At 71.3% G+C, this 20998-nt stretch carries 16 protein-coding genes and 1 tRNA gene; 5 read left to right on the top strand and 12 right to left on the bottom strand.

Features of this window, described 5'->3' with window-relative positions; translation table 11 throughout:
* Positions 1–12 precede the first annotated feature (12 nt).
* A complete protein-coding gene (locus BIU98_RS02485; RefSeq protein WP_071271020.1) occupies positions 13–1956 on the top strand; it encodes a DUF6807 family protein in 1944 nt (647 codons plus the stop codon).
* Positions 1957–1974: 18 nt separating this feature from the next.
* Here BIU98_RS02485 and BIU98_RS02480 read toward each other — a convergent pair whose 3' ends face one another.
* Positions 1975–2673 carry an SGNH/GDSL hydrolase family protein gene (locus tag BIU98_RS02480; RefSeq protein ID WP_083392899.1) on the bottom strand — a complete coding sequence of 233 codons (699 nt, stop codon included), beginning with the start codon at positions 2671–2673 and terminating at the stop codon, positions 1975–1977.
* Positions 2674–2812: 139 nt separating this feature from the next.
* Here BIU98_RS02480 and BIU98_RS02475 point away from each other — a divergent pair, with 139 nt between their 5' ends.
* Both BIU98_RS02475 and BIU98_RS02470 read left to right on the top strand, forming a co-directional pair.
* A complete protein-coding gene (locus BIU98_RS02475; RefSeq protein ID WP_071270924.1) occupies positions 2813–3523 on the top strand; it encodes an alpha/beta hydrolase in 711 nt (236 codons plus the stop codon).
* A gap of 91 nt (positions 3524–3614) precedes the next feature.
* Positions 3615–6038 (top strand): excinuclease ABC subunit UvrA, encoded by a 2424-nt coding sequence (locus BIU98_RS02470; protein WP_071270921.1) that lies wholly within the window; start codon positions 3615–3617, stop codon positions 6036–6038.
* Between the two features lie 63 nt (positions 6039–6101).
* Here the strand turns inward: BIU98_RS02470 and BIU98_RS02465 are convergent, their stop codons facing one another.
* From BIU98_RS02465 to BIU98_RS02450, 4 genes are all read right to left on the bottom strand, one after another.
* Positions 6102–6434 (bottom strand): hypothetical protein, encoded by a 333-nt coding sequence (locus tag BIU98_RS02465; RefSeq protein ID WP_071270918.1) that lies wholly within the window; start codon positions 6432–6434, stop codon positions 6102–6104.
* Positions 6435–6575: 141 nt separating this feature from the next.
* Complete coding sequence (locus BIU98_RS02460) at positions 6576–6992, bottom strand: phage holin family protein (protein ID WP_071270916.1); 417 nt, start codon at positions 6990–6992, stop codon at positions 6576–6578.
* Between the two features lie 94 nt (positions 6993–7086).
* Positions 7087–7431 carry a YciI family protein gene (locus tag BIU98_RS02455; protein WP_071270913.1) on the bottom strand — a complete coding sequence of 115 codons (345 nt, stop codon included), beginning with the start codon at positions 7429–7431 and terminating at the stop codon, positions 7087–7089.
* Between the two features lie 144 nt (positions 7432–7575).
* Positions 7576–7649, bottom strand: a tRNA-Pro gene (locus tag BIU98_RS02450).
* Between the two features lie 237 nt (positions 7650–7886).
* On the opposite strand from BIU98_RS02450, the gene BIU98_RS02445 reads away from it, so the two are divergent.
* Both BIU98_RS02445 and BIU98_RS02440 read left to right on the top strand, forming a co-directional pair.
* Positions 7887–9269, top strand: a complete 1383-nt coding sequence (locus tag BIU98_RS02445) for a hypothetical protein (RefSeq protein ID WP_254787770.1) — start codon at positions 7887–7889, stop codon at positions 9267–9269.
* Positions 9270–9379: 110 nt separating this feature from the next.
* Positions 9380–11593, top strand: a complete 2214-nt coding sequence (locus BIU98_RS02440; RefSeq protein WP_254787769.1) for an ATP-dependent DNA helicase RecQ — start codon at positions 9380–9382, stop codon at positions 11591–11593.
* A 190-nt stretch (positions 11594–11783) separates the two neighbouring features.
* On the opposite strand, the gene BIU98_RS18800 is transcribed toward BIU98_RS02440, so the two are convergent.
* The 7 genes from BIU98_RS18800 to BIU98_RS02410 form a co-directional block, all read right to left on the bottom strand.
* A complete protein-coding gene (locus BIU98_RS18800; protein WP_139200523.1) occupies positions 11784–12170 on the bottom strand; it encodes a hypothetical protein in 387 nt (128 codons plus the stop codon).
* A gap of 390 nt (positions 12171–12560) precedes the next feature.
* Entirely contained in the window at positions 12561–13031 is a 471-nt protein-coding gene (locus BIU98_RS02435; protein WP_139200522.1) for a hypothetical protein, read from the bottom strand.
* Complete coding sequence (locus tag BIU98_RS02430) at positions 13028–14569, bottom strand: hypothetical protein (RefSeq protein WP_071270895.1); 1542 nt, start codon at positions 14567–14569, stop codon at positions 13028–13030. Before BIU98_RS02430 ends, BIU98_RS02435 begins: the two co-directional genes overlap by 4 nt.
* Positions 14562–15446, bottom strand: a complete 885-nt coding sequence (locus BIU98_RS02425; protein WP_071270885.1) for a hypothetical protein — start codon at positions 15444–15446, stop codon at positions 14562–14564. The genes BIU98_RS02430 and BIU98_RS02425 overlap by 8 nt, the downstream gene beginning before the upstream one ends.
* On the bottom strand, positions 15443–16006 hold the full coding sequence (locus BIU98_RS02420) for a hypothetical protein (RefSeq protein WP_071270882.1): 564 nt from the start codon (positions 16004–16006) through the stop codon (positions 15443–15445). The genes BIU98_RS02425 and BIU98_RS02420 overlap by 4 nt, the downstream gene beginning before the upstream one ends.
* A gap of 53 nt (positions 16007–16059) precedes the next feature.
* Positions 16060–16356 (bottom strand): WXG100 family type VII secretion target, encoded by a 297-nt coding sequence (locus BIU98_RS02415; RefSeq protein ID WP_071270879.1) that lies wholly within the window; start codon positions 16354–16356, stop codon positions 16060–16062.
* 50 nt (positions 16357–16406) lie between these two features.
* Complete coding sequence (locus tag BIU98_RS02410; protein WP_083392898.1) at positions 16407–20903, bottom strand: FtsK/SpoIIIE domain-containing protein; 4497 nt, start codon at positions 20901–20903, stop codon at positions 16407–16409.
* Between the last annotated feature and the right edge of the window lie 95 nt (positions 20904–20998).

The following is a 20998-nucleotide window of genomic DNA, read 5'->3' as shown; positions in this document are numbered from 1 at the left end:
CGGAGCACGCCCGTGGCACTGCCCGGCGTCGTGCTCGTCGGCGCCCGCGGGTACGGCCTGCACCACCGCGCGAACGTCGACCGGCTCGTCGCTGCCGGGCGCTGCACGCTCACCGCGGTCCTCGACCCGGCGCTCGAGGGCCCGACGGACGGCGGCGTCCCCGTGGTCGCCGACCTCGCTGCTGCCTCCGCGCACGGTCCCGTCGACGTGGTCGTCGTCGCCGCCCCCATCGCGGCACACCTCCCGCTGACCCTCGCGGCGCTCGAGGCGGGCGCGGACGTCCTCCTCGAGAAGCCACCGGTGACGACCCGGGCCGCCCTGGCCGAACTGCTCGACGCCGAACGCCGCACCGGACGGGTCGTCCAGGTCGGGTTCCAGAGCCTCGGGTCCGACGCGCTCGGTGCCCTGCGGGACGGCCACGTCGTCGGCGCGGTCCGCTCGGCGGCGGCCGTCGGCACCTGGCGCCGCGACGACGCCTACTGGCAGCGGTCCGCCTGGGCCGGCCGTCGACGGCTGCACGGCGTCGACGTGCTCGACGGCGTCGTGACGAACCCCCTCGCCCACGCCGTCGCCACCGCGCTGGCCCTGGTCGGTGCCCGCCGTGCCGCCGACGTGGCGCGGGTCGAGGTCGAGCTGTACCGGGCGAACGCGATCGAGGGCGACGACACGTCGTCGGTGCGCGTCACGACCGCATCGGGACGCGAGGCCACGGCCGCGCTGACCCTGTGCGCCGCCGAGGAGACCGTGCCCTCCGTGCGCGTCACCGGAGCGGACGGCACCGCGCGGTTCGACTACACGCTCGACCACGTCACGCTGCCCGACGCCCCGACGCAGCACCACGGCCGCACCGACCTGCTCGAGGACCTCCTCGACCACCGCCGCACGGGGACCGACCTGCTCGTCCCCCTGGTGTCGACGGGCGCGTTCGTCGAGGTGCTCGAGGCCGTCCGGGCCACGGAGCCCGTGCAGATCGACCACCCCTTCGTCACCTGGCTCGACGAGGGACCCGCCCGGCACCCCGTCGTGCAGGACGTCGAGTCCTTCGTCGAGCGCGCCGCCGAGGAGCTGGCGCTGTTCTCCGAGGTCGACGCTCCCTGGGCGCACGCCACACGCGACGACGTGCTGCACCGCTTGACCGTCCCGACCGCCGACGGCACCCGGGCCGAGGTCGCGACCGTGCTCGACGGCGCCGGCACCATCCCGACCTCGGTCCCCCGGCCGTACCTGCACCCCGTGCGGACGCTCGCCGGGGTCGTCGTCAGCGCGCACCACCCGCCCGACCACGACTGGCACTGCGGCGTGGGGCCGGCGATCCCCGACGTCGACGGCACGAACTGCTGGGGTGGTCGCACCTACGTCCGCGGCGAGGGCTACGTCTGGCGCGACGACCACGGCACCGTCACCGTCGAACGCGAGACCGTCGAGGGCGACTCCCACACCCTCGAGCTGTCGTGGCGCGGGCCCGACGGGCGACCGCGCCTGCACGAGGACCGGACGACGGCGACCCGGTCACTGGGCCCCGGCGCGTGGGAGCTCCGCACGACCTCGTCCTTCAGCACCCCGGGCGACGACGACGTCCTGCTGGGCGGCCCCGGCAGCAACGGCCGCGTCGGTGCCGGGTACGGCGGGTTCACCTGGCGCCTGCCGCCGTGCACGGACGTCGAGGTCCGCACCCCGACGGCCACCGGGGAGTCCGCGGTGCACGGCTCCGTCGCTCCGTGGGTCGCCTGGAGCGCCGACGTCGAGGGGCGGCCCGTCACGATCGTCCTCGAGGCGCTCGGGCACCGCGACCCGTGGTTCGTCCGGTTCGCGGAGTACCCGGCGATCGCGTCGGCCCTGGCGTGGTCGACCCCGGCGACGGTGCACCCGGGGGTCCCGCTGGTCCGGGCCTTCCGCGCGGTCGTCGCCGACGGTCGTCAGGACCCGGAGGCGCTGCTCAGCCGTCGCCCGGCCTGACCCTCGGTGGTACGAGGGTCAGAGGCGGACGCCGGCGCGGCGGACGTCCCGGAGGACCCGGTCCAGCAGCACGCGCTGCCCAGCGACCGTCGGGTGCTCGCTGTCGGCCTGCAGGAGCGTGCGGTGCCCACGGAGCGGCTGCCCGATGCTGACGAAGGTGCCCCCGACGGCGCGGACGGACCGCCGGATGCTCGCCGTGCCCTGCGCGATCTCGGGCGGAGCTGCGGTCGGCTGGTCCCACAGGGTGTTCAGCGCGACGATCTCGGCCTTCGGCAGCGCCGCGTGCAGGGCTCGCAGGGTCGCGCGCGTGGCGGTCTCGATCGACGCTGCGCTGTTGCCGATGTCGTTGTCCGTCGACTGCACGATGACGATCGACGGGTGTGCGGCCCTGGCCTGCGCGATGAGGCCCGCGAAGTCCGTGCCGCAGTCACCCACCGTCAGGAACCCGCCGCCGCTGCACCCGAGGTTCGTCACGCGGACGTGGTCCTTCCGGGCGAGGAGCGCGGGCCACGCCTTGGTCGTGTCGTCGAGGCCGTAGCCCGCCATGATCGAGTCGCCGATCGTCACGACCGAGGTGCCGGCGCGGGGACCGGAGACCGTCTGGCTCGACTCGGCGTTCCCCAGCGCCGGGTGGACGACGACGGCCACGCCGACCGCGGCGAGCGGGATGCACACGCCGAGTGCGACGGCGACGAGGACCGTGCGGAACCTGCTCATGCCTCAACCGTAGATCGCCGGGGACGGCTCCGCCGCCGCAGCGCGTGAACTGTGCGGTCTTCCGACACCACCGACGGCGCCCCGTGCGCCGTCGGCGAACCGGGCCGCGAGGGGTCGCCTGCGGTCGTAGCGTCGGCGCATGGAACTCCTCTTCGTGCACGGCGCCCTGGTCCGCGACGGTGCCTGGTGGTGGCAGCCCACCGCTGACCTGCTGCTCGAGACCACCGGCATCCGCAGCCGTGCGATCGCACTGCCCTCGTGCGGAGAGACCGCGTCCGGCTCGCCCGAGGGTGGCCTGGTCGAGGACGCCGCTGCCCTCCGGCGAGCGCTGGACGCCGTCGACCCGGACGCGGGCGCGATCGTCGTCGGGCACTCCTACGGCGGTACCGTCATCGCCGAGGCGGGACACCACCCCGCCGTGCGGCACCTCGTCCTCGTGTCGTCGTACCTGCCGGCGGTCGGGCAGGCCCAGGCCGCGATCATGAGCGGCGAGTCCGACCCGGTCACGATCGCGGACCACGGCGACGGCACGCTCGGCGTCAGCGGCTACGACGCGGACTCCTTCGGAGCCCGGTTCCTGCAGGACGCGGACACCGCCACCCAGCAGGCCGCCTGGGAGCGCGTCACCGCGCAGTCCGCCGCCGCGTTCGTCACGCCGACGACCGAGGCCGGCTGGCAGGACGTCGACTCCACCGCCATCGTGTGCGGCGACGACCGCAGCACCTCGGTCGCGCTGCAGCGCGAGCACGCGGCGCGCGCGACGCGCTCCGTCGAGCTGCCCACCGGGCACCACCCGTTCATCACCCGACCGGACCTGGTCGTGGAGCAGCTCACGGGCCTGCTCGGCTGAGCCGCACCGGACGGGAGGCCCGTGGCGGCGCCGCCACGAGCCTCCCGTCCGGTGGTCACCGCGTCCAGGGCGCGCGCCTAGTCTCGAGGGGATGCCCACTTCGAGAACCGCCCCTGCCGACCACCCCGGGCACGACGACTTCATCCGTGTCCGCGGAGCCCGCGAGAACAACCTGCGCGACGTCGACGTGGACGTCCCACGTGACCGGATCGTCGCGTTCACGGGCGTCTCCGGGTCCGGCAAGTCGTCGCTGGCGTTCGGGACGGTGTTCGCGGAGGCGCAGCGGCGCTTCCTCGAGTCCGTCGCGCCGTACGCGCGGCGGCTCATCGCGCAGGGGTCGACGCCGCACGTGGACTCGATCACCGGGCTGCCGCCGGCGGTCGCGCTGCAGCAGCGTCGCGGTGCCCCGAGTGCCCGGTCCACCGTCGGCACGTTGACCACCCTGTCGAACTCGATGCGGATGCTGTTCTCGCGCGCCGGCACCTACCCGGACGGGGCGGACCGGCTGGAGTCCGACTCGTTCTCGCCGAACACCGTCGCCGGTGCCTGCCCCCGCTGCCACGGGCTCGGCACCGCGCACGAGGTGACCGAGGCGTCCGCCGTGCACGACGACTCCCTCAGCATCCGCGACGGCGCGATCACCGCCTGGCCCGGCGCCTGGCAGGGGAAGAACCTGCGTGACGTGACCGCGGGGCTCGGGTACGACATCGAGCGGCCCTGGCGTGAGCTGAGCCGCGAGGACCGCGACTGGCTGCTGTTCACCGAGGAACAGCCCGTCGTCGAGGTGCACCCGAAGCGCGACCGCGTGGCGAAGCCCTACAAGGGACGGTTCTGGAGCGCCCGGCAGTTCGTGCTGCACACCCTGGCGGACTCCCAGAGCGAGTCGCAGCGGAACAAGGTGCTGCGGTTCGTCGAGTCCGGGCCGTGCGGGCTGTGCCACGGGACTGGACTGACCCGCGCTGCCCTGGCCGTGACCGTCGGCGGACACTCCATCGCGGGGCTGAACGGGCTGCCGCTGACCGACCTGGCCGACGTGCTGCGGCCGATCGCGGCGATCACGGACGCGTCCGCGGCGACGTCGAAGGCGTCCTCCGGCGAGCGCTCCTCGGTCGCCGTGGCCATCGCGTCGGACCTGCTCACTCGGGTCGAGGTGCTGACCGGGCTCGGGCTCGGGTACCTGGCGCTCGACCGGTCGACGCCGACGCTCTCCCCCGGCGAGACCCAGCGGCTGCGGACCGCGACGCAGCTGCGCTCGGGGCTGTTCGGCGTGGTCTACGTGCTCGACGAGCCGAGCGCGGGACTGCATCCCGCTGACGCCGAGTCGCTCATGGAGGTGCTCGAGGACCTGCGCGCGAGCGGCAACAGCGTGTTCGTGGTCGAGCACGACATGAGCATCGTCCGGCGGGCGGACTGGATCGTCGACGTCGGGCCCGGGGCGGGAGCCGGCGGCGGGACCGTGCTGTACAGCGGGCCGGTGGACGGGCTGGCGTCGGTCGAGGCGTCGGTGACGCGGCGGTACCTGGTTGCGGGTTCTGGATCCCGAGTGTCCCGGACCGTGCGAACGCCGGTCGGCACGCTGGCGTTGCGCGGGGTCAGCCGACACAACCTGCAGGACATCGACGTCGACCTGCCGCTCGGGGTCCTGACCGCCGTCACCGGGGTCAGTGGGTCGGGCAAGTCGTCGCTCGTCGGCGGGGTCCTGCCCTCGGCTGCTCTGGAGAGCTCGATCGTCGACCGGGTCGTCGTGGTCGACCAGAAGGCCATCGGACGGACGCCCCGCTCGAACCTCGCCACGTACACCGGGCTCTTCGACGCGGTCCGAGCAGCCTTCGCCGCGACGCCAGAGGCCCGTTCACGAGGCTGGACCGCCGGGCGGTTCTCGTTCAACGTCGCCGGCGGCCGCTGCGAGGTCTGCCAGGGCGAGGGGTCCGTCTCCGTCGAGCTCCTGTTCCTGCCCGGCAGCTGGGCGCCGTGCCCGGAGTGCCACGGCACCCGGTACACCGCGTCGACGCTCGAGGTCCTGTGGCAGGGCGCGTCGATCGCGGACGTCCTGGCGATGACCGTCGACGAGGCCGCACCGTTCCTCGCTCCCCTGCCGATCGCCGCCCGCGGGCTCGAGACCCTGCGTGAGGTCGGGCTCGGGTACCTCCGGCTCGGGCAGCCCGCACCGGAGCTCTCCGGGGGCGAGGCGCAGCGCATCAAGCTCGCGACCGAACTCCAGCGCGCACGGACCGGACACACGCTCTACCTGCTCGACGAGCCCACCACGGGGCTGCACCCGGCGGACGTCGAACTCCTGGCGGCGCAGCTCGGCCGGCTCACCGACGCGGGCAACACCGTCGTCGTGGTCGAGCACGCGATGGACGTCGTGGCGGGGGCGGACCACGTGATCGACATGGGGCCGGCCGGGGGCGACGCCGGCGGGCAGGTCGTCGCCGTGGGGACACCGCGCGAGGTCGCTGCGTCGACGACGAGCCGGACGGCGCCCTACCTGCGGGAACAGCTCGGGATGTGACCGGGCTGTCGTTGGTCGGCGCGGCGCGCCAGCCGTGCGGCTGGCCGTGCGGCCGGCCGTGCGTCAGGTGTTCAGGGCGAGGCCGAGGAACGGCGAGACCAGGAGCGCGAAGCCGACGCTCACCAGGAACCCGCGGTAGCGGCGCGTCAGCAGACCGCAGACGAAGAGCGTGACGACGGCGAGCGGGACGCCGAGGATCGCCAGGCCGAACGCGAACGCACCAGACCCACCGGCGTCGATGGCGTGCCCGAGCAGGTAGACGACGTCGATGGCGACGACGAGGCCGATGACGCCGCCGATCCAGGCAGCGACCCGCTGCTCGCCGATGCTGCGCGGTCCCTGGTCTCGCTCGTCGTGCTGGACGCGGTCGTCGCTGCCGTCGCTGCCGTCGCTCATGTCTGCTCCCCCCGAGAGGTCTCCACCGTACCGGGATGCTCGCCGGGATCGACGTTCCCGGATCGACGCGTGACGGATCTGGTTCGCAGGACCCGCGCGTCGCCGACCGCATCCGTCAGCTCGACGTCGCTCCGGCCGCCGCTACGAATGGTCGGTCAGGCGGTCCTTCGCCGAGCGGATCGTGTCCGACGGCACCGGCGGTACCCCACGGCGGATGCCGCGCAGCCCGAGCACGAGCAGGACCGCGGTCACGATCGCGAACACGGCGAACGTGATGCCCGCCGCCGCCCACACCGGCAGCACCAGCGCCAGGAGCGCGACCACGAAGCCGGCCAGCACGACGAGGGTCGTCAGCGCGAACCCGACCGCCACGCCCGTGAGCAGCAGCCCCGCCTTCGCGCTCGTCGCACGCTCGCTGATCTCCCGCCGAGCCGACGCGATCTCGTCCCGTACGGCACGCAGCACCGGCTCGAGCGCCTTCTGCGCGAGGCCCGCGGTGACGGTGTCCCGGAAGGACGGCCGGCTGGTGGTGGTGTCGTCGTGGTCAGTGGTGCTCATGGTGTCTCCTGTCCGGGCACGGGATGCTGCGCCCGTGAACGGGACGCGACGACTCCGATGATCGTCACGCCGGGTCCGCTGCTGCTCGGGCACTTCACAGCAGCGGGCGCAGCTCGATCCTCCGGTTGCACGCCGTCGAGGCCTCGGCAGCGACTGCTCGGGCCGTCTCGACGTCCGGGAGCTCGAGCACCCAGAACCCCGCGACGTACTCGGCCGCGTCGACGACCGGGCCCTCGGTGACGACGGCGTCCCCGCTCCGGGCATCGACGACGACACTGTCGGCAGGCCCGGCGAGGCCGCCGGCGAACACGATCCGACCGTCGGCCTGCAGCCGGTCGTTCAGGGCCTGGACCGCGTCGGCCTCAGCGGCGGTGGCGGATTCGGTCCGGCCAGCGGCTTCGGCCTGGCCGTCGTCGATCACGTTGACGAGGAACTGCATGGCGCATCATCTCCTGAGTGCGGTGCGGCCCATCGTCCTCCACCTGGGCGTGCTCGGCACGGCGGATCCCGGGCGGTCGCTGGGACAGACGAGGCCGGACGCAAGAAACCCCGACGGAACCGTGGTTCCGTCGGGGCTTGTCGGTCGGGCTGACAGGATTTGAACCTGCGACCCCTTGACCCCCAGTCAAGTGCGCTACCAAGCTGCGCCACAGCCCGCGAGTTCCGGAGAACTCGGAGTCCCGAGGGACTCCGCCACCCGCACCCGACCGAGCGCGGAGCAGCCAGACAAGCATAGCGGACGACGAGCCCTCGCCGCGCCACCTCGGATCGCCCAGTCCGGCGCGACTCCCCTAGGGTGGCCCGATGCGTTCCCGTTCCACCCGTTCCGTCGTTCTGCTCACAACCGCAGGGCTCCTGCTGGGAGCAGCCGGTTGCACCGGGACAGCACCCCCCGTGACCCGCGCCACCCTGACGAAGGCCTCCGCCGACACGATCACCGTCGTGACACAGCGGGATGCCGCCGAACGGGCGCTCCGGGCGAGTCGTGCGCTGTTCGCCTCGGCACCGGGTGCGGTCCTCGCCCCCGCCGACGACGCGCCGGCGATCAGGAAGGCGGCGAGCGCCGCTCGCACCGCTCACGTCCCGGTGCTGCTCGTCGATGACGAGCGGCGCCGAGCGGTGGCAGCCGAGCTCCGGCGACTCGACGCGTCCTGGTACCAGACCGTCGGCACCGTGCACATCGACACATCGGTCGAGAAGCGAGCCGCGTCGGAGGAGACGGACGACGCGGACGCACCCCGAGCCTCCCGGTCGGTGACCGTCGTCATGGCGGAGGCGACGGAGGACGCTGCTGTCTCCGCGACCGCGAAGGCAGCGGGTGCGACGGTGGTGACCATGCCGGAAGGCGTGACCGACCCGGCCGCCGCGCCGGAGGTGGTCCGCGCCCTGCACGAGCACGAGGAGTCGCCGACGGTCCTGGTGGGGAGAGCCTTCGTGAAGCTCGGGGACCCCCGGTGGACCGTCCGTGCGGCCGAGGGCGGCTGGCAGCTGCCGCACGGCGGCCAGCGGCCGTTCGACGGGCACCGGTACGTCGCGATGTACGGGGCGCCGGGCGCGCCGGCACTCGGGGTGCTCGGCGAGCAGGACCCCGCGGCATCGGTGACGAGGGTGCGCGACCTCGCGACGACGTACGACGGACTGACGGACGAGCCGGTGACCCCCGCGTTCGAGCTGATCGCGACGGTCGCTGCCGGCGACGCGGGTGCGGACGGCGACTACTCGACCGAGCTGCCGGTGTCGACGCTCGAGCCGTACGTGGACGCGGCGCACGACGCGGGCATGCCGGTCATCATCGACCTGCAGCCGGGCCGCTCGGACTTCCTGTCGCAGGCGAAGCGGTACGAGTCGCTGCTGGAGCGACCCGGGGTGTGGCTCGCGCTCGACCCGGAGTGGCGACTCGGACCGGACCAGGTCCCGCTGCGGCAGATCGGGACGGTGAGCGCCGCCGAGGTGAACGAGGTGTCCGCCTGGCTGGCCGACCTCGTCCGATCGGAGGACCTGCCGCCGAAGGCCCTCGTCCTGCACCAGTTCCGGCTGTCGATGATCCAGGACCGCTCGTCGCTGCAGGCACACCCGGAGCTCGACATGCTCGTGCACGTCGACGGGCAGGGCTCCCAGCCGGACAAGCAGGCGACGTGGAAGGCGCTCCACGTCGGCGCGCCCGCTGGCATCCACTGGGGCTGGAAGAACTTCTACGACGAGGACACGCCCATGCTGTCGCCGTCCGAGACGATGTCGCAGGTGACGCCGACGCCGTCGCTGGTCACCTACCAGTAGCGGGGATCGTCCGGCCGTTCCCGACCGGTTGGCTCTCCACATCCTCCGGTCTGTCCACAGCCGGGAGGCTGGGGGCGCGTTCCGTCGGACGGTGCTGACAGCATGGGGGCATGTCCTCTCCTGTGCTCGGCTCCGGACCGTCCGTCCCGTCTGCGTCCGCGGCTGCCCCGTCGGCGTCCGCGCTGGGCGCCGCAGCGGCGCCGACGGCTCCGCCGTCGACCGAACTCGCCGCCGAGGCACGGGAGGCCCTCTTCGCCTTGACCGGTCGCCCCGACGCGGTCTTCCACCCCGGGCAGCTGGAGGCCATCTCGGCCCTGGTCGAGCACCGCCAGCGCGCCCTCGTCGTGCAGCGCACCGGGTGGGGCAAGTCGGCGGTCTACTTCCTGGCGACCCTGTTGCTCCGCCGTCGCGGGGGCGGTCCGACGGTGCTCGTGTCGCCGCTCCTGGCGCTCATGCGGGACCAGGTCGCGGCCGCAGCCCGGGCTGGAGTCCGGGCGGTGTCGATCAACTCCGCGAACGCGCACGAGTGGTCCGACACACAGGCGAAGCTGGCGCGGGACGAGGTCGACGTGCTCCTCGTCTCCCCTGAGCGGCTGAACAACCCGAAGTTCCGCGACGAGCAGATGCCGGCGCTCATCGCCCGGATGGGGATGCTCGTCGTGGACGAGGCCCACTGCATCTCCGACTGGGGCCACGACTTCCGGCCCGACTACCGCCGGCTCGCCGAACTCATCCGGTCCCTGCCGCACGGCGTTCCCGTGCTGGCCACCACGGCCACCGCCAACGAGCGCGTGGTGGAGGACGTCGCCGAACAGCTCACCGCCGGCCCAGCCGACCCGGTGTTCACCATCCGCGGCTCGCTCGCCCGGGCGTCGCTGCGCCTCGGCGTGCTGACGCTGCCCGACGCCCGCGCCCGGCTCGGCTGGCTCCTGGCACACCTCGGCGACCTGCCTGGCAGCGGCATCATCTACACGCTGACGGTCTCCGCGGCCGAGGACATCGCACGGCTCCTGCGCGAGAGCGGCCACGCGGTCCGGGCCTACACGGGCCGGACGGACACCGACGAACGCGAACAGCTCGAGCAGCAGCTCAAGAACAACGAGCTGAAGGCCCTCGTCGCCACGAGCGCGCTCGGTATGGGCTTCGACAAGCCCGACCTCGGCTTCGTCGTGCACGTCGGGGCTCCCTCCTCCCCCGTCGCCTACTACCAGCAGATCGGTCGTGCCGGCCGTGCGACGGACAACGCCGACGTGATCCTGCTGCCGGGGCGTGAGGACCGCGAGATCTGGCAGTACTTCGCCAGTGCCTCGATGCCGACCCAGTCGCGTGCGACGGCCGTGCTCGACGCCCTCTCCACCGACTCCGCGATGTCGACCGTCGCGCTCGAAGGCCTCGTCGACATCAAGCGCTCCACGCTCGAACTCCTGCTCAAGGTGCTCGACGTCGACGGCGCCGTCCGCCGTGTCACCGGCGGCTGGGTGTCGACCGGGCAGCCGTGGGAGTACGACGAGGCCCGCTACGCCCGCGTGGCCGCTGCCCGTGCCGCCGAAGCGTCTTCGATGCTCGACTACGAGTCGACCGACGCCTGCCGGATGCAACTCCTGCAGCAGGACCTCGACGACCCGTCCGCGGAGCCCTGCGGCCGCTGCGACAACTGTGCGGGCGTCTGGTACCCCACCGACGTGCCGGGCGCTGCCGCCGAGGGTGCGTCCTCGGCCCTCGACCAGGTCGGCGTCGAGATCGCGCCGCGGGCCCAGTGGCCCTCCGGCATGTCGGCGTTGAACGTCCCCGTGCGCGGCAAGCTCGGCCCGGGCGAGGTCGTCGCTCCGGGGCGTGCTGTCGCACGGCTGACCGACCTCGGCTGGGGCGGTCCCCTGCGAGCGCTGTTCGCCTCCGGAGTGCCCGATGCGCCCGTGTCACGGGAGCTCCTCGACGGCTGCATCCGTGCGCTCCGCGACTGGCCGTGGGAGACCCGGCCGACCGGTGTCATCGCGATGTCGTCGCGCTCGCGGCCCCAGCTCGTCGCGTCGTTGGCGTCGGCGTTGTCGTCGATCGGCAAGCTCGAGTTCCTCGGGACGCTCGACCGCGATGGTGGGGTGCCGCGTGGGGACGGTGCGACGAACAGTGCATACCGGCTGAGTGGCGTGTGGGACACCTTCACGGTCGGGCCGGAGCTCGGGGCGGCACTGCAGTCGCACGAGGGGCCGGTGCTGCTCGTGGACGACCTCGTCGACAGCCGCTGGACGATGACCGTTGCGGGCCGGGAGCTCCGCCGCGCTGGGGCGTCAGCCGTGCTGCCGTTCGCGCTGGCCACGGTCGCCTGACGCTCGGATCCGTCGCACACGCCATCGCACCGACAGCACCAACGATCCGAGACGACTTCCTGTGTTGGGATCGGAGTCGAGTTCGCCCCGGGGACCCGTGGAGGAGTTCGAACCGAGGTCCCGCCGATCCGTTTTCGACGTCATGTCCCCGAGGGTGCGCCATGAGACTCACACCGAAGTGCCGCAGCAATCAGTGCGGTGCGGTCTCGGGCATACGCCCGGGCCACTTGCCGAGTTTGTTCTCGAGCACGGCACCGTTGACGAAGAACCGCCCTGGCTCCGACTCTTCATAGACGACGCCTTGCCAACCGGAATTCTCTAGGGCAAGTCCGAGCGGCTGGCCCCGATACCCCTGCAGAATCACGCGGATGCCCGAGGTGGGCTTGTGGTCATTGACTGCATATCCAGCCTCGAGCAGATACCGAGCCAGCCGAACGCTTTCATCGCCGCTTTCCACATCACCGCTGTACTTCGATCGAAGAATGACGAGGTCCGTCGACCCGAACGTCTTCGAGATCTCGTGGTGTTCAATCCCTGTAGCGCTGAATTGATCCGCTTGATCCATAGTGCGCGTCACGGAGGGAGAGTCACTTCCTCCCCGAACACTAGAACACCCCGAAAGAAATACCCCAGCTACGGCAAGCAACGCAATAGATGCTCCGAGGCGACGATGCTTATTTTCGAGCGACATAGTAGTCCTTCGCGCTCATCGAACCACCTTGAAGGGAAGAGCCGATGCTGGAATCCGAATTGCGACGGCCGCCGGAACTCGACGGTTAGTCCGTACCGGCCGGGTCGTCCGCGATACTGCACCCTCCGATGGCTCCCACCACGACGATGGCCGCAGTGATCAGCGCGAGTCGTTGACGTGCCGAGCTCATTTGGCTCTCCGCAACTTGGTGATCGGTGACGGTCGTCTGGTTCCCGGGTCCTCCAAGGGACTGTGCGACCGAACAAACCGAGCGAGTTAATCCCGACCCGGCCAATCACCGAACTCGTCCTGCAGGGCCCGGGTTGGCACAGTGAAGCGGGAAGTCAGGTTTCCCGCCCGGCGAAAGTCGGACAGGCCAGCCTCTTCTGCCATCTGTACGAGGTTGATCTGTTGATCGTCATCTTCGAGAGCTATCGACACCCCGGTGTCGATCTTGTGCTCATTCACTGACCAGCCAATCCGCAACATCCGCTCGAACAGGGCCTTCTTGTCAATCTCATCAAATTCGCTGTCAGGTGTGAAGTAAATTGTGACGCCCCAGTTCGAGGTGAATCCGGACCGGTAGTTCCGCATCTCAACCTGGGCATCGGCGATTCCATTGACAGACTTGACGGCTGCTGTTGCCTCCGGTGCCGTCCGCCCGGCCTGGCTACTCGAACAAGCCGCCAGGCTGCTCATCATCAAAAGGGCTCCCGCAAGGGCACACCACTTGGTGTATTTGTTCATCGTCGCACCACTTGAACGTCCTTCACCGTCATCGTCGCGCCATGAGAGTCCTCAAGGAACTGAGACACGCCGGGGTCGATCTTCGAGGAGTAGTTGTCAGCCATCTGAGCGTAACGCGCTGCGTCGTGCACGTTTTTCGGAGACATGACCGTGCCTGCAGATTCGTTGTCGAGTCGTGCAGTCTCAGGCGTCGGGCTGACGCTCCACGCCGACGGGTTGGCCTTCCCGTCCAGCGTAGGCACAGCGTCCTGCGTGCTTTCGAGCGCCGTGACGTGAACGTCAGCAGGAATGTCCATCCTGGCAATAGGCGCACCCGCCGTGACGACCTGTTGGATGTTGAATTCGCCGTTGTTGCCCTGAGCGATCGCTCCAGCGGTAATGCCCCCGAGACTGAAGCCTGTGAGCATCACCGGGTGGTTACCGACTTTTGCGTCCCGCATAGCCTGCTTGACCGCCTCAGCAAGCGCCGTCTGATCGCCTTGTTGAAGAGCAAGTACGTCCGACGTCAGATCGTTCGGCGCTCCCTGGCCCCAGGGGTTACCGAGCCCCCATGGTGCCCACCTCTGGGTACTGGGGATCTGCACGGTGAAGTAGCTCTCCTCACCGACCTTGCGCTCCACTATCCGAATGTCCGCGAAGTCCTTCTTGCCGATGTTGTCAATTTGAGCCGCACCGGCGAAGACGTCCGCGATAGAGTGAGGCTTGATGGCTCCCGTTGTCGGGTCGATGTCCAGCCCCTCAGCAATCTCGGGGATCGAGGCGTCAAGGTCGTCGACGGTCTTATCTGCGCTTTTCTTCATCGACTTCTGGTCAACGTCGTGCTTGTCGAATCGGCCGTCGTTGAAGAACCCGAGGCTCCGACCATCGTGCAGGACCAGGAACATCAGCGCGTCGTAGCCACCTGGCACGGCGCCCAGATTGCTCTCGAACGTCCGAGTTACGTCACTGAAGGCATCGGACCAGGAGAAGTTCTCGTCCCACGCAGCAGCAAGATGGCGGGCGAAATCGCCGTTCACGAGGTCGAGCGGGCTGTCTGTTTGCGCGAATGCAGCTGCCAACGATACTGCGGCCGACAACTCGAGGTTCTGGCCCAGCCCCTGCGCGAAGGACCCTACGGCGAGAACGACCACAGTCGCGGCCGTGCTTGCCGAGGTGAAGTATCCGAGCACGGCGTCACCCGCGTGCACGAGTCCTGCTTGTATCTGCTGGCTGGCGACTGCCCCGGCGACTTCGAGAGCTGCCGCTGACAGTGCCAGAGCAACTTCCGCCGCCTCATAGACCTTCACGATCGACGCCGTGATCAGCACCAGCGCCTCGGTCGTCACCATCGTCACGCCGAGCTGCGCCGATGCGCTGAGCACCGCGCCCTCGGCAGCGACAGCCGTTCCCGGCGACAGGATCGCCGAGGCGAGCAAGTCGCCGTCAGCCGACAACGCCCCCACCTTCGGCACGAGCGGCAGCGCGTAGGCGTTGAGGTTGGTCAGCCCCGTCACCATGCGGTCGATCTCCGCGAAGTCGACCTTGAGTCCGTCAGACATCGCTGCCCCCGATGACATCCCTGTCCCTGATGAGTCCGGCGACGAGGCTCAGCAACTCCGTGCGGATGTCCTCGTCGGTCTGCGCCGTCACGGTGACCGTGCCGGCGTCGGTGATGAGCTCGGGTGTGACCTCGCCGGTCCGAGCGGCGGCGTCCAGACCAACGCTCATCCGCAGCCACCCGTGGCTGGTGCCGAACCAGTTGCCTGCGAACACCGGGCCTCCGTCCAGCGTGAAGGCCTTGACCCGGAAGCCGTGCCGGACCGGCTCGGCCAGCCCGCGGAAGAGCGTCACGGCTTCGGCGGGGACGTGGAGTTCGCGCACGACGGCATCGAGCACCCGGGCGTCCCGCCCCTTGATCGCGTCGACGATCGCCTGCGAGGCCACCGTGCTGACCGTCGTGGTGCCACGGACACGGTCGGTGACGTCGAGCTCGGGCACCAGCGACGCGAGCGTCTGCCACGCGAGGTCGAGGACCGTCCCCCGGACCCGCGCGCGGCCCTCGCCGTGGTCGACACCGGTCCAGACGGTCAGGTGCGACGAAGCGGCGGCCTGGATGACCGTCGAGTGCGCGGTGGTCGAGGTCGGCGTCCAGGCTGAGACCTGGATGACGATGGCACCGGCGTTCTGCAACGCCAGCGTCATCAGGAACGGTGCATCGAGGTCCTCGGACCACGACTCGGCGGCGGGCGTCGGCATCGCCGTCAGCACGCCCTTCGCGACGAGGACGTCGACGAGACCGGCATCAGCCGTGGACGTGCCCTCGGGCACGAACGACGGGAGCACGAGCCCCGGCAGGTGCTCCCGTACGGCGCGGAGCTCATCGAGGGACAGGTCCCACTCGACGACGTCGGTGGTGGTGTCCGGCCCGGGCGTCATCCGATGCCGTTCCGGCTGGCAGCGCTCCGGACGTCGATCCAGTCCTTCGACCCAGACTCCGGCGGTGCCGGGACCTGGGCGATGAAGGACTGCGCGCTGGAGACCTGCGAGCTCGACACTTCGCGCCCGCCGGCCATGAACACGGACACCTGGATCTGGTCCGGGTTGCCCGACATCGCGGCACCGAGCACGTTCATGAAGCCGTTCACGGCGGTGCTCGCGACGTCCTTGACGGTGTTGACGACGTTCGCGACCAGGTTCGAGGCCTGGTTCCAGAGGTCGCGTGCGATCCGCTCGGCCTCGGCGATCTGCGCCTTCACGGCGTCGACGGCCCTGGCGTGGGCCTCGAGCGCCGCAGCGGCGTCGTCGAGCAGCTGGGCTTTCTTGCCGAGCTCAGCACCGGACTCCCGCACGCGGGCGCGGACGCCCTCGACGGCCTTCGACGACGACGACAGCGCCTCGGCCTGCGCCACGAGCGCAGAGGCTCGTGAGCGCAGACCGTCAGCGTCGTCGCGGAGCGCCCGGGCCTTGGCCCGCAGGTTCGACATCTCCCCGTACACAGTTCACCCCCTGTGGACCGCTGCCGGAGCGGCGGTCCTCCCCCGGATCAGCCTCAGCGGCCGAGCTTGGATGCGAGCTGCTGGTCGACGTCGCCCAGCGTGGTCGCGGTGGTGCGGAGGAACTGGGCCAGGTCGTTCAGACCACCGATGGTGTTCTGCGCACCGGAGGTGAAGCGCTGGTACGCGTCGTTGTACGCACCCGACGAGCGGTCGGTCTGGAACCCCGCCTGCGTCAGCGACGCGATCTGCGCCTGCAGCTTCGACAGCGTCGCGTTGATCTCGTCACGCCCTGCGAGCAGCCGGTCGGCGTTGCCGTTGAGCTCCTGGTAGGACACGTTGATGTTCGGCATGGTGATTCCCCGTTCAGTTGGTCGTTCTCGTCGTCAGCCCCTCCGACGACTCATGCCACGGTAGCACCACCGGTTCGTTCATCACCCATGCGATGTGAACCCCTGTGGACAGGCAGGGCGACCTGGACGCGGGTGATCCGTCCGGAGTCGACCATGAAGCCGCGTCCGAGCGGGAAGTCCGACCGTGTGCACCGCGGGAAGGCGGTGCGGAACAGGGTCAGGCCGTCGGTCTCCTCCGGCTGCAGGGCGATGCCGGCGCGGGCGGTCTTCAGCTCGCCGAAGAGCTGCCACGCGCTCGGAGCCGTGACGGTGTCCGCCTCGGCTAGCACGAACACCCCGGCGCGACGAGCCGCCTTGATCAGCCGTGCGACCTGCGACTCGGCCGGCAGCCCCTCGAAGTCGCCGACGTTCTCGATCACGATGAAGGGCTCCGGTCCGACGACACCGCCGGTCTCGAGCGCCGTGGCGAGGCGTCCGGCGAGCGCGTCAGCGGAGTCGGAGTCCGTGGCGAGCTCGGCCCAGTCGGCGGCGTCGCGGAGCGCACTGCGGCGTCCGACGACCAGGTAGGCCGGTCGGTCGGGGAAGGTCGCCGTGACGGAACCGATGAGGGTGCGCATGGTCGTGCTGCGACCGGAGCCGAACGGGCCGGTGACGACGAACAGCCCGTCGGTCGGGATGCCGACGGCGGCGAGGGTGTCGTCCGCCAGGCCGATCGTCGGACGGCCACCCACGGAGGAGCCGAGCGTCGCGGCGTCGACCACGGACGGCAGCCGCCGGATCTCCGGGGTGCGCGGCACGCGACGCTCGACGAGCGACGCGGCGAGGGCCTCCACGGCCGCCGCCTGCACCACGAGGTCCGCGCTGCCGGCGGGCACGGCGACCTGGAGTTCGTGCTCGTCCACGAGCCCGCGCCCGGGCACGGCGTCGTCCAGGACGTCAGCGGGCACGTCGGCGGCGTTGTACTCGATCTCGCTCGCGAGCCGCAGCACGATCCGCTCGCCGATGTTGGCCTGCAGGTTCGTCGGGAAGGCCCCGACGCGGTCGGCCGCCATCACGAGGTGGACGCCGAGCGCGCGACCGGTCGACGCCAGGGACAGCACCTGGTCGAAGAGCTGCAGGGTGCCGGGACGGAACTCGTACTCGTTGCGGAAGGCGCCCATGCCGTCGATGAGCACCAGGATGCGCGGCTCGGCCTTGCCGGAGACCGCGCGGTACTCGGTGAGGGACGCGGTGCGGGCAGCGGCGAACCGCGTGGACCGGTCGGCGATCGTGGCTTCGAGGTCCGTGAGCAGCCGGGTGATGCGTTCGTCGTCCGGCCCGCTGATGACGGACCCGACGGTCGGCAGGGCCTCGAGCATGGACAGCCCGCCACCACCGAAGTCGAGCGCGTGGATCTGCACCGGGTGCCGGTCGGCCACGGCGGACGCGGCGACCGCGACGGCACGGAGCGCGGTGGACTTGCCCGAGCCACCCGTGCCGATGACGGCCACGTTCCCCGCGACGTCGAGGTCGACCGCGTGCGCCGACTGGCGCTGGTCCTCGGGGACGTCGAGCGTGCCGATGACGAGCGCCGCACCGGTCGAGGGTGCCAGCGTGCCGAGGTCGACGGTCTCGCCGAGCTGGTCGAGCCACGGCTTGCGCGGGATGGCGAGCGCGCGACGGTCGGCAGCGGCCGCGATGGTGCCCGCGAGCCGTTCGATGTCCTTCGCCCGGGTGGTGTCCCGCGGGGCCCGCACGGCGCTCGGCCACATCGTGCCCGGGCCGAACGGGAAGTCCTGCACGTCGACGTCGGGTTCGTGCACGACGACGTCGTCGGACCGGCCGCCGAGGTACGCGGTCTGGAAGTCCAGCACGCGCCCCGGGCCGGTCTTGGCCGCGGCTCGACCGGGGGTCCCCGGGTCGAACCAGGCCGCGTCGGGGACACCGAGCACGTCGCTGCTGTCGACCTCGTCCGCGACGCGGAGGGCGATGCGGAGGTTCGTGTTGGCGCGGAGCGAGTCCTTGATGACGCCACTGGGGCGCTGGGTCGCCATCACCAGGTGCAGCCCGAGTGACCGGCCACGCTGGGCGACGTCGATCACGCCGTCGATGAACTCCGGGATCTCGGACGCGAGCGCCGCGAACTCGTCGATCACGATCACGAGCGCGGGCGGTGCGGCCGGGTCACCGCGCTGTTCGAGCGTGACGAGGTCCTTCGCGCCGCGCTCGTTCAGCAGGTGCTCGCGGTAGCGCAGCTCGGCACGGAGCGAGGTCAGCGCACGCCGCACCAGGTGCGGGTTCAGGTCGGTGACGAGCCCCACCGTGTGCGGCAGCCCGACGCACTCGGCGAATGCGGCACCGCCCTTGTAGTCGACGAGCAGGAAGGTCACGCGGTCTGGGGCGTACTCGGCCGCGATGCCCATGATCCAGGTCTGCAGGAACTCGCTCTTGCCGGAGCCCGTGGTGCCACCGACGAGCGCGTGCGGGCCCTGAGCGCGGAGGTCGAGCGCGAGCGGTTCGCTCGGCCCCTGTCCGATGACGGCCCGGATGCCGCCGGCTTCGCGTCCGGCGCCGGGGACCCAGTCCGCGGTGAGGCTGTCGTTCTTCGACCAGCGGCTCACGACCGCGGCCGGGTCGCCGGCGAGGTCGCCCTCGTACAGGTCGACGAAGGCCACGCTGTGCGGCAGGTCGGTCTCGTCGAGCACACGGGCGCCAGTGTCCTGCACGGGGGCGATGGCCCGGGCGACGGTGGCGGCCTCGAGCGGGTCGACGCGGTCGAGTTCGTCGAGTTCGACGGCCTGGCCGGTGCGGACGAACCCGACGGTCGCGGTGCCGGTCTGCCGGTCGAGGGTGATGTAGGTCCGGCACACCACCGGGAGCGCCTGCTGCGTCGGCGCGAGCCAGAGCACGAACACGCCGAAGTCGGCTCCCTCTTCCGCGAGGGCCACCAGCCGGGCGCGGTCGGCCGGGGCCTCGGCGGTGACGACGACGAGCACGGCCGGGGTGGCCGGCAGGCGGTCGACGGACTCGCCGTGCTCCTCGTCGAGGGCACGGGACTCGTCGAGTCGGGACCGCACGTGCTCGCCACGGCCGGCGCCGGCGTCACGGCGGGTGGCCACGAGGCCCTCGAGCTCGGCGAGGAGCGTCGACGCTCCCGCGAAGTCGCGCACGAGGCCGCCGGACCGCAGCGGGCTGTAGGGCGAGTCGACGTGGGGCAGCCACTTCAGCCAGCCCCACTGGTCGGTGGTGGTGCCACCGGCGAACGCGGTGACGACGAGGTCGGCGGGGCTGTGGAGCCCGACGAGCTGCACCACGAGCGACCGGGCGACGTCGTCCGCCGCCAGGCCGGTGCCGGCGACGCCGATCGCACCGGCGCGTTCGAAGGTCTCGATGACGGGGACCGGGCCGACGGTGGCGTACTCGTCGGCGAGGTCCTCGGCGCGGTTCCAGTCGTCGACGCTGCCCGAGTTCTTCGAGGGCATCGTGATGGTGGCGCGCGAGGGCAGCGTGCCGGCGCCGAACCGGACCTCGAGGAAGGTCGTGTGTTCGGGCTTGCGCGTCCAGAGGAGTTCGGAGCGCGAGCGCATGGCGGCGGTCACCACCGCGGGCGACGGCGACTCGGCGATCCTGGCCTGGACCTCCCGTTCCCGTTCGGCGGCGAGCCGCGTGCGGGTGTCGGCGAGCGACTCCTCGAACCGTTGGCGTTCGTCCCGCTTGCGCCGCTTCACCTGGACGCGCTGGTCGATCCAGGTGCCGATCATGATGACCGGCGAGAGCGCGATGAAGATCAGCGTGTACGGCTGCTTCGTCACGAGGAAGAGCACGGCGCCGAGCACGATCGGCGCCAGGATCGCGAGGATCGGCAGCCGGGGCTTCTCGCCGGGCACCGGGATCTCCGGCAGGGTGAAGTGCTTGCCGCGGTGTGCGGGGTCCACGCGCGGGGACCGGGAGAAGGCGTCGTGCGCCGGTGCACCGACCGACCCCGGCACGACCGGCACACCGGGGGCCGCGAGCGGGACGATCCGCAGGCGGGACTCCCCCACCTGGATGGTGGTGCCGGGCTCGACGAAGGCCCGGGCGACGAGCCGGCCGTCCACGGCGACGCCGTTGGCGGAGTTGAGGTCGACGACCTCGATCGTGTCACCCACCATCACCGACGCGTGCCGTCGGGAGACCTCGTGGTCACCCGACAGGTAGACCTGCGCCATGGCGTCGCGACCGATCAGGTTGACGCCCTGCGTGAGCGTGTACTCGTGGCCGGCTTCCGGGCCGGAGAGCACCTGCACGATCGCCGCCGGGGCGTCCTCGACGTCGTCGCCGCGCCGGCGTTCGGTCGCCGGCACGATCTCGACGCGGCAGCCCGACCGCAACGAGGACTCGTGCACGGTCGCGGACGGGTTGAGCAGGCGGGCCTGCGGCCGGTCCGGGAACTGCACGCGCAGCGTCAGGGGGACGTCGCCCCCGGGACTGCCCGTGGCGAGCCGGTTCGCCAGGCTCCCGATGGTCGCCGTCACGTCCGCCGTCACCACGACGTCCTGCTCGGTCCCCGCCGTGTCCGCGATGGTCATCTTGAGTTTCACACGTCACCCCCGTGCCGACCATCGTAGAGGACCGCACCGACGGCCTGCGGACTTCTCCACAGGCCGGACGGGAGGCTCGTGGC

Source organism: Curtobacterium sp. MMLR14_010 (assembly GCF_001865015.1).
Taxonomy (GTDB): Bacteria; Actinomycetota; Actinomycetes; order Actinomycetales; family Microbacteriaceae; genus Curtobacterium.
Note: the sequence above shows the minus strand (reverse complement) of the source record. Positions and strands in the feature narration are given on the sequence as shown.

Bases quoted from the DNA above. Each gene is read 5' to 3' on its own strand.
- BIU98_RS02480 (WP_083392899.1), bottom strand. From the start codon at position 2,673: ATGAGCAGGTTCCGCACGGTCCTCGTCGCCGTCGCACTCGGCGTGTGC.
- BIU98_RS02475 (WP_071270924.1), top strand. From the start codon at position 2,813: ATGGAACTCCTCTTCGTGCACGGCGCCCTGGTCCGCGACGGTGCCTGG.
- BIU98_RS02470 (WP_071270921.1), top strand. From the start codon at position 3,615: ATGCCCACTTCGAGAACCGCCCCTGCCGACCACCCCGGGCACGACGAC.
- BIU98_RS02465 (WP_071270918.1), bottom strand. From the start codon at position 6,434: ATGAGCGACGGCAGCGACGGCAGCGACGACCGCGTCCAGCACGACGAG.
- BIU98_RS02460 (WP_071270916.1), bottom strand. From the start codon at position 6,992: ATGAGCACCACTGACCACGACGACACCACCACCAGCCGGCCGTCCTTC.
- BIU98_RS02455 (WP_071270913.1), bottom strand. From the start codon at position 7,431: ATGCAGTTCCTCGTCAACGTGATCGACGACGGCCAGGCCGAAGCCGCT.
- BIU98_RS02440 (WP_254787769.1), top strand. From the start codon at position 9,380: ATGTCCTCTCCTGTGCTCGGCTCCGGACCGTCCGTCCCGTCTGCGTCC.
- BIU98_RS02435 (WP_139200522.1), bottom strand. From the start codon at position 13,031: ATGAACAAATACACCAAGTGGTGTGCCCTTGCGGGAGCCCTTTTGATG.
- BIU98_RS02430 (WP_071270895.1), bottom strand. From the start codon at position 14,569: ATGTCTGACGGACTCAAGGTCGACTTCGCGGAGATCGACCGCATGGTG.
- BIU98_RS02425 (WP_071270885.1), bottom strand. From the start codon at position 15,446: ATGACGCCCGGGCCGGACACCACCACCGACGTCGTCGAGTGGGACCTG.
- BIU98_RS02415 (WP_071270879.1), bottom strand. From the start codon at position 16,356: ATGCCGAACATCAACGTGTCCTACCAGGAGCTCAACGGCAACGCCGAC.
- BIU98_RS02410 (WP_083392898.1), bottom strand. From the start codon at position 20,903: ATGACCATCGCGGACACGGCGGGGACCGAGCAGGACGTCGTGGTGACG.